Source organism: Eubacterium sp. Marseille-QA0814, assembly GCF_965119675.1.
GTDB lineage: Bacteria > Bacillota > Clostridia > Lachnospirales > Lachnospiraceae > Eubacterium_G.
Window position 1 is genome coordinate 1,007,691 of the sequence record NZ_CBCPMG010000001.1, and the last position, 14,212, is coordinate 1,021,902.

General features: G+C 34.9%; 11 protein-coding genes. 2 read left to right on the plus strand and 9 right to left on the minus strand.

Features of this window, described 5'->3' with window-relative positions; translation table 11 throughout:
* Positions 1 to 68: 68 nt before the first annotated feature.
* The 5 genes from ACQY63_RS04720 to ACQY63_RS04740 all read right to left on the minus strand — a co-directional run bounded on the left by ACQY63_RS04720 (position 69) and on the right by ACQY63_RS04740 (position 7,759).
* Positions 69 to 2,177 (minus strand): SulP family inorganic anion transporter, encoded by a 2,109-nt coding sequence (locus ACQY63_RS04720; RefSeq protein WP_428244805.1) that lies wholly within the window; start codon positions 2,175 to 2,177, stop codon positions 69 to 71.
* 292 nt (positions 2,178 to 2,469) lie between these two features.
* On the minus strand, positions 2,470 to 4,440 hold the full coding sequence (locus ACQY63_RS04725) for an RICIN domain-containing protein (RefSeq protein WP_428244806.1): 1,971 nt from the start codon (positions 4,438 to 4,440) through the stop codon (positions 2,470 to 2,472).
* Between the two features lie 92 nt (positions 4,441 to 4,532).
* Positions 4,533 to 5,306, minus strand: a complete 774-nt coding sequence (locus ACQY63_RS04730; protein WP_022165454.1) for a TraX family protein — start codon at positions 5,304 to 5,306, stop codon at positions 4,533 to 4,535.
* Position 5,307: 1 nt separating this feature from the next.
* Complete coding sequence (locus ACQY63_RS04735; protein ID WP_428244807.1) at positions 5,308 to 7,140, minus strand: alpha-amylase; 1,833 nt, start codon at positions 7,138 to 7,140, stop codon at positions 5,308 to 5,310.
* A gap of 127 nt (positions 7,141 to 7,267) precedes the next feature.
* A complete protein-coding gene (locus ACQY63_RS04740; RefSeq protein ID WP_022165452.1) occupies positions 7,268 to 7,759 on the minus strand; it encodes a hypothetical protein in 492 nt (163 codons plus the stop codon).
* Positions 7,760 to 7,998: 239 nt separating this feature from the next.
* Between ACQY63_RS04740 and ACQY63_RS04745 the strand changes: the two genes are divergently transcribed.
* On the plus strand, positions 7,999 to 9,633 hold the full coding sequence (locus ACQY63_RS04745; RefSeq protein ID WP_022165451.1) for an ABC-F family ATP-binding cassette domain-containing protein: 1,635 nt from the start codon (positions 7,999 to 8,001) through the stop codon (positions 9,631 to 9,633).
* A 16-nt stretch (positions 9,634 to 9,649) separates the two neighbouring features.
* Entirely contained in the window at positions 9,650 to 10,558 is a 909-nt protein-coding gene (locus ACQY63_RS04750; RefSeq protein WP_428244808.1) for an alpha/beta fold hydrolase, read from the plus strand.
* A 124-nt stretch (positions 10,559 to 10,682) separates the two neighbouring features.
* On the opposite strand, the gene ACQY63_RS04755 is transcribed toward ACQY63_RS04750, so the two are convergent.
* The 4 genes from ACQY63_RS04755 to folE all read right to left on the minus strand — a co-directional run bounded on the left by ACQY63_RS04755 (position 10,683) and on the right by folE (position 14,211).
* Positions 10,683 to 11,810 carry a bifunctional chorismate mutase/prephenate dehydratase gene (locus ACQY63_RS04755; protein WP_412334477.1) on the minus strand — a complete coding sequence of 376 codons (1,128 nt, stop codon included), beginning with the start codon at positions 11,808 to 11,810 and terminating at the stop codon, positions 10,683 to 10,685.
* Positions 11,811 to 11,839: 29 nt separating this feature from the next.
* A complete protein-coding gene (gene folK / locus ACQY63_RS04760; RefSeq protein WP_428244809.1) occupies positions 11,840 to 12,718 on the minus strand; it encodes a 2-amino-4-hydroxy-6-hydroxymethyldihydropteridine diphosphokinase in 879 nt (292 codons plus the stop codon).
* Positions 12,702 to 13,520: a dihydropteroate synthase gene (folP, locus tag ACQY63_RS04765; protein WP_412623092.1), complete on the minus strand. Its 819-nt coding sequence runs from the start codon at positions 13,518 to 13,520 to the stop codon at positions 12,702 to 12,704. Before folP ends, folK begins: the two co-directional genes overlap by 17 nt.
* Before the next feature lie 133 nt (positions 13,521 to 13,653).
* Positions 13,654 to 14,211, minus strand: a complete 558-nt coding sequence (folE, locus tag ACQY63_RS04770; protein WP_302690297.1) for a GTP cyclohydrolase I FolE — start codon at positions 14,209 to 14,211, stop codon at positions 13,654 to 13,656.
* Position 14,212 lies beyond the last annotated feature (1 nt).

The window sequence follows — 14,212 nt, forward strand, 5'->3', positions numbered from 1 at the left end:
AAATCTATTGAAAAAAACAACTACACTTCTTATTTTTCTCTAATGTTTACAATCAAATCATACACTTCTTATTTTTCCCTTATACTTACAATCAAATCATACACTTCCGGATGTCGTTTCTGCAAATGCTCATCTAGTATATGTCTGCGTTCTACAAAGCGTTCTGCAAGTTCAGGATGCTCCTTGTGTATACGATTGTGAATTTCTCTTCTATGTTCTTCAAGTCGCTTAGCAATATCTTTTTCGTCTTTGCCTGAAATATTTACAATCTCTTTTAAGTGTTCTTCAAGATGCTCCAACCATTCGTCCTCGTCAAAAGCATCCATGTGGGACCAGCGTCCATGGAAAAGATTTTCCACATCTCCTGATTTCTTTAGTTGGTCTATCTGTAGCATTATTTGATTTTCGATTTCTTTTTCACTTTCCTTACCAAATGCCCAAACAAATTCCTGAACCCTGTTGTCTACTCGTTTTCTTGAAGGTGTAAGTTGCTCATTTTCTACATCTCCTTCTAAGGGATAAGGTCTATTAATTCCCATGTCTTTTAACGCTACATGAATTGTTCTTCTAACATTTCCATTTTCAATTAAATAACCAAGACCTAATTTTCTTAACTGTTCATTAACACCTGAAATATGTTCAGTCATATAAAAGCGAATCCCCTTCTCCTGAAGAGATTTATATAAAATTTCCAATCTGTCGGCTGCTGTTATGTCAATGCTACCCACAGCACTTGCATCAATAATTACAGCCTTTGTATCTTCTTTAATGGCATCTTCAATGTCTCTTTGCAATGTTTGTATGTTAGCAAAAAACAAATTACTGCTAAATCTGTAAATAACCACACCCTGTATGGCATGTATGTGACGTCCCTCATTCAAATCTCTAAAATGCTTATGGCCCGGTTGTATGCCAAGAAAACATGTAGCCGGCTTTGCCGTTCTGATAATCATTTCAGTAAATGAAAGAATTATTCCAATTAAAACACCATTAATTGTTCCAAGCATAAGCACCCCCATAAAGGCGCCTATAAAAATAAAACATTCCGTACGGCTTACCTGCCAAAGTCTGACAGCCAAATCAAACTCTGTTGCGCCGATTAATGCAGAAATTACTATTGCCGTAAGAATTGGCACCGGCAAATATCCAATAAAGCCTGTACCTACCAAAAGAAGCAGCATCATGGAGAAACCTGCCACAATTCCCGTTAATTGTGTTTTTCCCTGATACTGCTCTCCCATTGCAGTTCTTGAAACTGAGCCATTTATAGGGCAACAACCTGTAAACGCTGCCACAAAATTTCCAAGGGCAAAGGCAAGTATTTCCTGATTATCATTTATTCTATAACCATTCTTTTGTGCAAAACTATTTTCAGCCAAAAGCGTTTCAGCTATAATAACAACTGCCACAGAAAGACTTATCATAACCAAATCAGTCATAGGATATGCTCCAAAATCAGGAACCTTCCAACTTGGAAGTCCCAGTGCAACACTATCAAGAGTTTTTACACCCCATTGTTGTAACGGCATAAATTTTGTCATTATAACACCTATGACCATAAGTACAACCGCCATAGGAAATTTTGACATAATCTTTTTAGAAACAAGTAAAATAATAAGTGCCACGATTCCAATATAAATCGAAGGCATATTAATATCTTTTCCTGTATCAATAATATGTTCCACCAATTCAGGAAGCTCTCCCGTACCTGATGTGCCACCCATAATTTTAGGAACCTGCATTAAAATAATTGTTGTACATATTCCTGTAATAAAACCACCCATAACAGGGGCCGAAATATAATTTACAAATTTTCCTGCTTTCATAAAATAAAAAGCCAACAGCCAAACTGCCACTAAAAAAGTAATTATAGGAACTACTTCCATTGCTTCTTTTGTACTGCCCTGAATATTCATACTAAGAAGAGCTGCACCTACCAACGCCGCCGGAGCTGCATCAACTCCGAAAATAAACTGTGGTGATGTTGAAAAAAGTGCAAAAATTATAATTGGGAAAACCGAGCCATACAAACCATATACTGCCGGCAAGCCCGCTATCTGTGCATATCCCATGGATATTGGAATAGACACAGCCATTATAATGATTCCTGTAAATATATCTTTTATTAAATTTTCTTTCTTATATCCTTTTAACGTATATGCTGGTTTTATCTTCATTTTCATTTTCTCCCGAATAAATTTTAGTTTATAATTTTCTCTCAAATTAATTTTAGCTAATAATTTTCTTAATTTTCTCCCTAGTAAACCTTTAATTAATCTATTCTTAATTTTTACTGAATACTTTTAAATTAATATGTTCTTCCCCCAAAAAAATAAATCTTTAGCTAATAATATACCACACTCATTTACATAAAAATACCTCTAAAGTAACAGACTTTCCAATTCTATCTGTCTACTTTAGAGGTATTTTTGTTTTTACTTTTTAAGCCTTTAAGCTTTTTAGATGTATTTAATTAGCTAAAACAAACTTCCACTGCTGATTTGCCTGAGCAAAATAATCCCACTGCTGTACATTACCACCATTTGATGTTGACCAACCAGCAACTTCTAATGATTTGTTACTGTGTTTGTTAATGAGGAATGAATATTCTCCATCAACCATTGTAATATACCATCTCTGGTTATTAGTTTTATTGTTATCCCAGATTATGGCATTACCACCATTATCCTGTGACCAGCCCCCCATATCAAGTGCTTTTCCTGTTAATGCACTCTTAAGAATGTATGTTGAATCATCTTTATTAAAATCAATTTCCCATTCCTGGGCTACGTTTCCATTTGCCTGACACTGTTGTACATTTGTACCACTTGCTTTGTTTGCTCCTGCAACATCAAGACAAAGGCCACTGTGTCTGTTGATAATTTTATATCTTGCTTTTTCAACCTTAACAGATGACAACTGGTCATTCCAGTCATTTCCAATGTAACTTGCATCGCTTGTAATTAGCTTTGACTTTCCACTAAAATTGTCATCCTGATAAATTGTTACCTTATAACCAAATGGAACCTTTAATGATGACATATCATCATTCTTAAAGCCTTTTGCAATAAGTGATGCAAGATTGTAACTTCCAACGCCTAATGATGTGCTTTTACCACCATAATTTGCATCCTGATAAATTGTTACATCACCTGATGCAGTGTTTACTGTTCCTGATGTACTTCCTGATGAAGAACTACCACTTGATGAACCACCTGAAGAACTGTTACCTTTATGTGTATATGAATAACTTGCTGTGTCTTTTACATAGCCTGAAGTATTGCAGTATGTAAACCAGTATTTAACTGTGTCCCCTGACTTCAAGCCATTAACTGTGTAAGTTGCTTTATCTCCTGACTGAGTCATTCTTACGTTCTGCTGTCCACCACCATTTACTGAATAATGAATGTCTGTCCACTTTGAATCATTTACATAAGCTGTTGCAGAACTGTCACCAGCATAATTCATTCCCATACCACTTGCCGGCGTATTTGAAGATGAACCATTATTGCCGCTGTTTCCTGTATTTCCTGTATTTCCTGTATTTCCTGTATTACCACTACTTCCTGCACTGCTACCATTGCTCTTATCTACATTGTTTGATGATGAACTATTGTATGAAGGATTGTCCTGATATACACGAACATAGTCAACCTTCATTTCCTGTGGAAATGCACTGTCATTAATTGAGAAGCCAGGCCAATTTCCTCCAACTGCCACATTTAATAATAAATAAAATGGTCTGTGGAATTCTTCTGTATCGCCTACATTGTTTGCAATTGACATTTCGTAGAATTTATTTCCATCAACAAAGAATCTGATATACTCATTATCCCACTGTAAACCATATGTGTGATACTGTGTTATATCAAAATTACCTGTTGGCTTACCGTATTCAGCATGTCCGTTTGCGTTCCAATGACATGTACCATATGTTTTATTTTCAGCATTAATTGCTTCCATAATGTCGATTTCACCACATGATGGCCAACCTACGCTACCAATATTTGCACCAAGCATCCAAAAAGCAGGCCAAATTCCCTGATTAGATGGTAATGCAAGTCTTGCTTCTACATAGCCATATGTAAATGTAAATTTCCCATTTGTATTAAGTCTTGCAGATGTATAATTCTTTCCACCGTAAGACTCTTTTTTTGCTCTAATGTGTAAGGCACCGTCAGCAACATAAGCATTGTCCGATCTGTTAGTATAATATTGCTGTTCGTTGTTTCCCCATCCATTTGAACCTGTTCCTATTTCAAATCCCCATTTTGAAGTATCAATGGAATTCCCATTGAATTCATCGCTCCATACTAATGTAGAGCCTGTAGTTGGAGAAGCCTTAACTGTTTTTTCAGGCATTGCAAATGTAATTGTCGAAAAAACCATGGCTGCTGAAACTACAAATGTTGTTGTTTTCTTAATTAACTTTGATATCATAATTTACCCTCCTAAAAATTTTCCGCTCAAAGCTAATTTAAGTATACAAAAACTAAAAACTATAGAAAGATAAAAAATTATATAAAAGGTAATCATTTTATTAAAAATATTTTTATACCTACCAAAATCACTATATGTAATGGATAAAATAAATAAAAGAAATATTTCCATTTATGTTTTCCCGGTGTGTCATTGTATAATTCAATAGGAATAATACTTAATGCCCCAAACCACTGAATTGACAATGGATACATGCCCATATTAAAAACAATATTTACAATCCCCTGACTTATGTGATGTTTTCTAAAAACATAAAAGCAAAGAATTATCATTATCCCTGCATAGGAATATGAGCAATTAATAAAATATGCCATGGCAAATCCTACCAACATAACTACTAATTCAATCAAAGTATTTAGTCTTGCCACTCCGATTTTTTGTAACACTTTGTCAGGATATGAAATTCTGAACTTTGAAATTGAATCAAGCATCCATATCATCATATAACCGATAAACAAAGTTATTAACACGTTTTGTCTTGCAAGGTCCCATAATGAACCATACATTAAATCATAAGGAACCTCTGATAATAACGCGAATATGCCTAAAATAATTCCATGTTTCATTCTGTCTTTTGTATGGAAAAATCCTTCAACCAAAACAAAACATATTATTGGGAAACAAATTCTTCCAATGGCACGGCCCGTTAAATACAATGTATTATTATTGTTTTCTAAAAAAATAATTGAAAAATGGTCAATAAACATTGCAAGGATTGCTAAAATCTTTAATTCAAATGTGCTTAATCCCCATTTTTCAAGATTAATATATTTACCAATTCCTTTTTCGTTTAATTCTTTTAACATATTATTCAGGTTTTGCAATCAAAACCGTTATGCTCCTTCCCGGTACATTAAATGTTCTGCCCACCTCTTCACTTTTCTGATTAGGGCTGGTTGAAAAAGCAACCTTCCATTTCCTTTTATTTCGTGCTGAAGGAATTCCAAAACTTTGCTCTTCCCAATACATATTGTATGCAATGTACACGTCAGCTTCATCACTTCCTGTTTCATCCATTGCATATTTTCCACAGTACATAGTTGAAAAATGTCTGTTAAAATGACTGAAGTCTCCGTACCACGCCTTTGTTCCATGATAAGACATATCCGGTAAACCGTAGGATTTATAATCCATCTGTCTTGTTTCATTTTTTAGATGTAACACTTTATGTTCTTTTCTAAATTTAATTATATTCTTTGTAAATTCAAATATTTCCTTTGCCATTGCTGTTTTATTCCAATTAGTCCACGAAATTTCATTATCCAGACAATATGGATTATTGTTTCCCTTTTGAGAATTGCACATTTCATCACCTGCATAAAGCATAGGCACACCCTGACTTAAAAATACCAAACTTAAAGCATTCTTAATCTGCTTTTTTCTTAAGTCCATTATTTTACGTTTTCTTGTATCTCCCTCAGCCCCACAGTTCCAACTGTAATTATAGACAGCACCGTCTCTGTTGTTTTCACCATTTGGCTGATTATATTTTCTGTCATAAGATACAGAATCATATAATGTAAATGTATTATGATTTGCCACATAATTTACAATTGCCACTGCCGGTGGATTTGCCTTCACCTTATAGGCAATGGTTGAAAGCATGTCTTCATCACCTTTTATAAATCTTCGTGTGGCAATCATAAAATCATCATTAAAATTAGCCAGATTTCTTACTTCCGTTGCACTATTGTAAAAATCTGTATCTGTCGCAAAGCTATAAGTAAATATTTTCGTTGTGCATAGCAAATTATCTGCTTGAACCATTCGCATCACTGCACTTTCAAGGTTCACATGAATTCCGTCAATGTGGTATTCCATTACCCAATAATGAAGACAGTCTAAAATTTCCTTAGGGTTAGTCTGCTCAGGAAAGAAAAATTCCATGGAAATCTCAATTCCATTTTTGTGTAATTCCCTAACCATATACTTAAATTCTTCTACTTCTCCACCAATGGCATTAGAATAAGCGTAAGCCGCTTTTGGTGCAAAAATAAAACCATCAGTATATCCCCAATAGTTTAGCTTTGGCTCCTCAATTGAGAACTGGCCTTTCATTGAAGTTGCAGGTCTTGATTTTATTTCATTAAAGTCATATGCTGGCATAAGCTCAATCATTGTAATTCCAAGTTCTTTGAAATAAGGAATCTTATCTACAATACCTAAATAAGTTCCCTTATGTTTTACTTTTGAGCTAACATGCTTTGTAAAGCCTCTAACATGTAGACGATACAAAATTGTCTCATCAAAAGGAATATTCAAAGGGGCATCCCCCTGCCAATCATATTCATTTGAAACAATTCCTGCCCTAAGATTTTTGCTCTTTTCTCCCCATTGCTTTTTTTCTGATAAAGCCTTCGCGTATTTGTCTACAATTATCTCATCATTAACACAAAAGTTATAATCATATTTCTTATAATCAAGTCCTGTTACACACATGGCATAAACACTTCCAATAACCTGTGCATTTTCAAATGGGATTCGAAAAGCTTCCCTGTCTTCACCTTTCCTGTACAATATTACTTCGCACTTGCTACCATACTTTGCAGTAATTGCAAAATTAACATTGTCACCCATTACCGTAGCACCCATTATTAACGGATTTCCCCTATATACTTTTATGTTGCCTAACTTGTCCATGTTGTCGTCCTTTCATGTCTGTAACTTGTCTTATTTTATGCTTAAATTAATCTGGTTTCAAAAAAACCAATCTCTATTACAGGTCCCTCTCCCTGTTTCTAACTTCCGCCATTGTAACAGAATCATTCTAATCAAATAACTGTATCAAATAAACTTTTCCCCGATCTATTGTTATCATGTAATTATCAGGGGCTGTGTAACCGCTATCTGCAATATGTTCTTTAAATTCTTTAAATGTCATTGAGCCATCACCATCTAATCTCTGATCATAAAAAGAACAGGACTTTGATATTTCAATATCCGCTTCTTCTCTTGTTGACACCTGACCGTCCATGGCATCAATTACGCCAAACTTTCCTTTTAAGTAAAGTCTTCTTCCGTTTATTTTTAACTGTTCAATATATGTTCCATTATCAGATTCCTTTGAACCTTCATTTATACTAAAACTTCTTGGCCAGCTTGAATCTTTTGCAGGATCAAGTCCTACAGTAGTTTCAGCCTTGGTTTTTGCTGTATTATCTTTTTTTGTAGTCTTTTCTTTTGTTGAAGAACAGCCACATACACTTGTAATTGTAAGTGTTGAAACTAACAACAAACTAATCAGTCTCTTCTTATTCATGTCCTCGCCTCCTACTGACATATAATAACATATTTACCCGTTTATAAAAACATAAAACTGTTTTTAATTATTTTTCCCATATTATAAGGTAATTTTTCCCTTTCCTAGATTGCTTTAATTCCTAAAAACTGATATACTTTGATGAGCAATCAGCAAAAGTTTACGGGATTTTTGCGGTCAAAAATCCGTTATTCTTTTGCATTTACCTAAAACATGTATAAAAATAAGGAGATTTATAAATGATAAGTACAAGTAATATTTCTTTACGTTTTGGCAAAAAAGCATTATTTGAAGATGTAAATATTAAATTTGTTCCAGGTCACTGCTACGGACTTATTGGTGCTAACGGTGCCGGAAAATCAACATTTTTAAAAATATTAACAGGGGAGATTGAACCTACAAGCGGTGAAGTTATTATCACACCTGGTGAACGTCTTTCTTTCTTAAAGCAGGACCACTTCCAGTATGATGAATACACTGTTCTTGATACAGTAATTATGGGTAATGCCCGTCTTTACGAAATCATGAAAGAAAAAGATGCAATCTACATGAAGGAAGATTTTTCTGATGAAGACGGCATTAAGGCATCAGAACTTGAAGCTGAATTTGCCGACATGGACGGCTGGAACGCTGAAGCTGATGCTGCTACTCTTTTAAACGGTTTAGGAGTAGATACCGAATATCACTACAGCCAGATGAAAGATTTAAACGGCACATTAAAGGTTAAGGTTCTTTTAGCTCAGGCATTATTTGGTAACCCTGACATTCTTCTTTTAGACGAACCTACTAACCACTTGGATTTAGATGCAATTGCCTGGCTTGAAGAATTCCTAATCAATTTTGAAAACACAGTAATCGTTGTATCTCATGACAGATATTTCTTAAATAAAGTTTGTACACAGATTGCTGATATTGACTATGCAAAGATTCAGCTTTATGCCGGTAACTACGATTTCTGGTACGAATCAAGTCAGTTAATTGTTAAACAGATGAAAGAAGCTAACAGAAAGAAAGAAGAAAAAATCAAGGAATTACAGGACTTTATCCAAAGATTTAGCGCCAATGCTTCTAAATCAAAACAGGCTACTTCAAGAAAGCGTGCTTTAGAAAAAATCGAACTTGATGACATTAAGCCTTCAAGCAGAAAGTACCCTTACATTGATTTCAGACCTGCAAGAGAAATCGGTAACGAAGTTTTAACTGTTGAACATTTATCAAAAACCATAGACGGTGTTAAGGTTTTAGATGATGTTTCATTTACAATCGGTAGAGAAGACAAAGTTGCTTTCGTTGGTTCAAACGGACTTGCAAAAACAACATTATTTCAGATTATTATGGGACAGATGGAACCTGATGAAGGTGATTACAAATGGGGTATCACAACAAGTCAGTCATACTTCCCTAAAGACAACACAAAAGATTTTGACTGTGACGATGTAATCGTTGACTGGCTTACACAGTATTCAGAAATCAAAGATGCCACATACGTTCGTGGTTTCCTTGGTAGAATGCTTTTTGCAGGTGATGATGGTGTTAAAAAAGTTAAGGTTCTTTCAGGTGGTGAAAAAGTTAGGGTTATGCTTTCAAAACTTATGATTAGCGGTGCTAACGTTTTAGTTATTGACGAACCTACTGACCATTTAGACATGGAAAGTATTACAGCCCTTAACACAGGCCTTATTAAGTTTCCTGGTGTACTTTTATTCTCATCAAGAGATCATCAGGTTGTTCAGACAACTGCAAACCGTATTATGGAAATTGTAAACGGCAAGCTTATTGACAAGATTACAACTTATGACGAATATCTTGAAAATGACGAAATGGCTAGAAAGAGAACTGTTTACACAACTGAGGGAATGGATATAAACGACTAATTGCGAGGTGAGTAATATGCGACCAACTACTATTACTTTTCCACCGGAGGGTATTGAACCTCTTGGTATAATTGAATTTGTACATGGTATGTGTGAAACGCGAAAACGTTACGAAAAAACTTTACAGTATTTTAGTAATTGTGGTTTTATTTGTGCCATTTCCGACATAAAAGGGCATGGTGAAAATATTTTAACCACTGATGACTTGGGCTACTTTGGTCACGAGGGCTACAAAGGACTTGTCGAAGACGTTCATCAATTTACAATGTTTCTAAAAAGAGAATATCCTAATCTTCCACTTATTATTGTAGGACACAGCATGGGTTCTCTTATTGTAAGAGCTTATTTGAAAAAGTTTTCTAACGAAGTGAATGCCGTCGTTTTAAGTGGTTCTCCTTCTGATAATCAGCTTGCCAGCTTTGGCAAACGACTAATTCGATTTATGGCTCTTTTTAGAGGCTGGAATTACAGAAGCCCAATGATTGAGAAAATGGTTAATGGACCTTTTGAAAAACCTTTTATGAAAGAGGGCATCGTAAATGCATGGATTTGTTCAGATAGAGATGTTGTTGAAGAATACAACAAGGATCCGTTATGTGGCGTGACTTTTACTTTAAATGGTTACTATGCACTGTTTAGTTTGATTCAAACAGTATACAGCAAACTTGGTTGGTCCAAGAAAAATCGTGATCTTCCTGTAATGTTTGTTTCAGGTGAGAATGATCCTTGCAGACAAGGGGACAAAGCTTTCAAGAAGGCTGTTTTACACTTTAAGCATTGTGGCTTTCCTAATACTTTTTCTAAAGTATACAAAGGTATGCGACATGAAGTATTTAATGAAAAGAACGCTTCGGAAGTTTATGAAGACATACTTAAGTTTTTGGAAATCAAGGCTGGCATTGAAGATATTAGATATCAGGACTAACATTAACTGCTTTATGTTTATCACTGCAGAAAGTAGTTACAATAGAATAAAATCATATATGAAAAAGGGTTGCAAAAATGCAACCCCTTTTTTCATATAGCCACGCAACAGGATATTAATTTTTCTAGTAATTTCCTAATATTTTCATATTAAGGGCTTCTGCATTAATACCGCTTAAAGCATTAATTGCTCCTGCCTGATTTGCTTTTCCCTCAAATTCAACGTAGAATCTGTATTCCCACTTCTTCTCAGGTACAGGTCTTGATTCTATACGTGTCATATTTAAGTCATTGTAAATAATATGAGACAACATCTGATATAAAGTACCGCTTTCATGTGGCATCTCAAAACTGATACATATTAAATCAGCATTAACTCTTGCTATTCTCTCTCTACTTATGATAATGAACTTTGTTGTATTTGTATCATTGAAATTAATTCCTCTATGTAATATTTCAAGTCCATAAATTTCTGCTGCATTAGCACTTGCTATACACGCTCTTGTCTTGTCATTCTGTTCTGAAATATATCTTGCACTAATTGCTGTATTAGCAAGATTCACTTTTCCAAAACCATGTTCCTCAATAAATTTATTGCTTTGCATGAAAGCCTGTGGATGAGAATATACCTCATGAATATCCTCTATTCTTGAACCTTTTAAACCACAAAGACAATGCTCTATTTTTACATCGAATGTATCAACAATATAATTAGAGAATTCAACCAGCAAGTCATACACATCTGTTACAATTCCTGCAGATGAATTTTCCATTGGTAAAACTGCGTAATCAGCCTTGCCGTCTCTTACATACTTCATTGCCTCTCTAAAAGTTGTTACATTTAAGTATTCAGCCTTATCTCCAAAGTATTCTGTAGCTGCCTGCTGGCTGTAGGCGCCCGGAATTCCCTGATATACGACTTTTGCACCATCCATTGGGATTTTATCAACAATATCAAATCCAATGTCGTTATTTACCCCTTCTTCTGTTAGAAGCTTATACTGCATCTTTCTGCTCATTGCCATTATCTGTTCAAACAATTCTTCCACACCATGAGCATAAAAATCACTTGAGGCTTTGTTTTTTAATGTTTTAATTTTGTCTAATTCTCTTTGTCTGTCAAGAACAGCCTTACCTGTTCTTAATTTGTATTCAGCAACGTCTTTACAGACTTCCATTCGTCTTTCAAATAAGCTTACAATCTCGCTATCAATTGAATCAATTTCTTTTCTACTTTCCTGTAAATCTTTCATGTATACGTTAAAGACCTTTCTTTCGTTGTTTAATTATCTGTCTCCTCTGAAATTTTCGGACAACCACCACAACCACTGCAACCGCCACTATTAGGACTTAAGTCCTCTAACAACTGAGTTACTGTTTTATTTAAAATAGGATGTGTCCAATATGGTGCAATTTGTTTTAATGGTTCTAACACAAAAATTCTCTTGTGCATTTCCACATGTGGTATCTTTAATTCTGGTAAATCCACTATCTGGTTTTCGTAAAAAACAATGTCTATATCCAATGTTCTTGGACCCCAGTGTATTTCCCTGGTCCTACCTTCAAAAGCTTCTATTTGGTTGACTTTTTTCAGTAATTCTTCAGGTGAATACAATGTTTCTATTTCAATACAACCATTTAGGAAATTGTCCTGTTCAACAGGCCCATAAGGCTCAGTTTCTATATAATTTGATACTACATTAACTCTGCAGTTATCATCGTCATACAAACTGTCCACTGCACAATTTAGGTGTTCTTCCTTGTCGCCCATATTAGAGCCGATTGATAAAATTGCCTTGCTCCATTTTCTGTTGATGGAAATTGCAACATTTCCAAAAGGCAACGGTATAGGTGCCTGTGGTTTGTATATTGTAAAATCCACTTCTCTGATTTTCGGAAATGTTTTTAACAATTCTGTTGTACACTGCCATGCCGCAGCTTCTATTAAATCAAATCTGTTTTTTGTTAGAAATTTATTTATAAAGTCGCAAACCTCAGCATAATTAACAGTTTCATTTAAATCATCAGTATTGCCTGCAACACTTATGTCTGTATATAAGTTAGCATCAATATAAAATTTCTGACCATTTATTTTTTCCTGTTCCTCACAGCCATGGTATGCAAATACTTCTAACTGCTTAATTTTAATACAATTTTTCATTTCTTATCGCCTTTGCCATCATTAATGCCTGATAGTTTTCTTTTACATCATGGACTCTGAAAATACTACAGCCTCTCTCATATCCCATAACAGTTGTTGCAACAGTTCCAGCCATTCTGTCATTCTTATCTACGTCCAGTGTAAGTCCGATAACTGACTTTCTGGATGTTCCAAGAAGCACAGGATAACCAAGTTCTTTTAGCCTGTCCACATGTTTAATAATCGATAAATTCTGTGCATAATCTTTTCCAAAACCAACGCCCGGATCTAATACAATCTGTGAATCCTTTACTCCAGCTTTGTGGGCAATGTCAATTGATTCCTTCATTTCCTTTAAAACATCTTCCACGTAGCTTTCATAGTTAGTATTATCCTTATTATGCATAACACATGCAGCAACTCCTGATTTTGCTACTAAATCAGCCATATCCTGCCTGTCCCACTTAAATCCCCACACATCATTAACCATGTCGATTCCGGCTTCAACTCCGGCTTTTGCCACATTAGTTTTGTATGTATCAAGGGATACGCATACATCAAATCTTTCTTTTATCGCATTAATAACCGGCACAACCCTTTCTATTTCTTCTTCATCACTAATTAAAGTATAGCCCGGTCTTGTTGACTCACCGCCAACATCAATAATTCTTGCACCGTCCTTGATCATTTCTTCAGTGTGCTTTAAAGCTGCGTCCATGTTATTCCACTTACCACCGTCAGAAAATGAGTCAGGTGTTACATTTAAAATTCCCATAATAATAGGATCGTTATCTAAGTCAAAATTATATTTTCCAATTTGCATTTATTTTTCCTTTACTCTCTATTAATTATTTTTGTAAAAAAGAATATCACCTACGATACATTACACAAAAAATGCGTGCCTATTAAGCAACTGTTTTTATCTTCTGCCATATGATCCATGATAAGAAGTCTAATTACTTTTCCATTAAATGAAGAATGTCTCTTCTTAAACTGCTGTCTTCTTCAAAAGCGCCTTTTGCTGAAAAAGTAATTGTTTTACTACCTGGTTTCTTAATTCCTCTTGCTGACATACACATATGCTCAGCCTCAACCATAACCAATACCCCCTTTGCATTTAAGCATTCTTCAATAGCATCGGCTATCTGATTTGTCATTTGTTCCTGAATCTGCAATCGTCTTGCAAAAACTTCCACTGTTCTTGCAAGCTTGCTTATTCCAACAACTTTTCCATTTGGAATATAAGCAATGTTTGCTTTACCATAAAAAGGCATCAAATGATGTTCGCAAGTTGAGTAAAATGTAATATCTTTTTCAATAACTACATTTTCATTATCACATGTAAAAGTCTTTGACAGATGCTCCATTGGATCTTTGTCCATACCTGCACATAACTCTTCATACATACGTGCAACTCTGTTTGGAGTATCCACTAAACCCTCTCTACTTGGATCTTCACCGATACCTTCTAATAATAATTTGATTCCCTGTTCTATTTTGTTTTTATCAAACATC

Excerpts from the sequence above, each read along its gene's own strand:
- ACQY63_RS04735 (WP_428244807.1), bottom strand. The coding sequence starts at position 7,140 with ATGGACAAGTTAGGCAACATAAAAGTATATAGGGGAAATCCGTTAATA.
- folK (WP_428244809.1), bottom strand. The coding sequence starts at position 12,718 with ATGAAAAATTGTATTAAAATTAAGCAGTTAGAAGTATTTGCATACCAT.
- ACQY63_RS04720 (WP_428244805.1), bottom strand. The coding sequence starts at position 2,177 with ATGAAGATAAAACCAGCATATACGTTAAAAGGATATAAGAAAGAAAAT.
- ACQY63_RS04745 (WP_022165451.1), top strand. The coding sequence starts at position 7,999 with ATGATAAGTACAAGTAATATTTCTTTACGTTTTGGCAAAAAAGCATTA.
- ACQY63_RS04740 (WP_022165452.1), bottom strand. The coding sequence starts at position 7,759 with ATGAATAAGAAGAGACTGATTAGTTTGTTGTTAGTTTCAACACTTACA.
- folE (WP_302690297.1), bottom strand. The coding sequence starts at position 14,211 with ATGTTTGATAAAAACAAAATAGAACAGGGAATCAAATTATTATTAGAA.
- ACQY63_RS04750 (WP_428244808.1), top strand. The coding sequence starts at position 9,650 with ATGCGACCAACTACTATTACTTTTCCACCGGAGGGTATTGAACCTCTT.
- ACQY63_RS04755 (WP_412334477.1), bottom strand. The coding sequence starts at position 11,810 with ATGAAAGATTTACAGGAAAGTAGAAAAGAAATTGATTCAATTGATAGC.
- folP (WP_412623092.1), bottom strand. The coding sequence starts at position 13,520 with ATGCAAATTGGAAAATATAATTTTGACTTAGATAACGATCCTATTATT.
- ACQY63_RS04730 (WP_022165454.1), bottom strand. The coding sequence starts at position 5,306 with ATGTTAAAAGAATTAAACGAAAAAGGAATTGGTAAATATATTAATCTT.
- ACQY63_RS04725 (WP_428244806.1), bottom strand. The coding sequence starts at position 4,440 with ATGATATCAAAGTTAATTAAGAAAACAACAACATTTGTAGTTTCAGCA.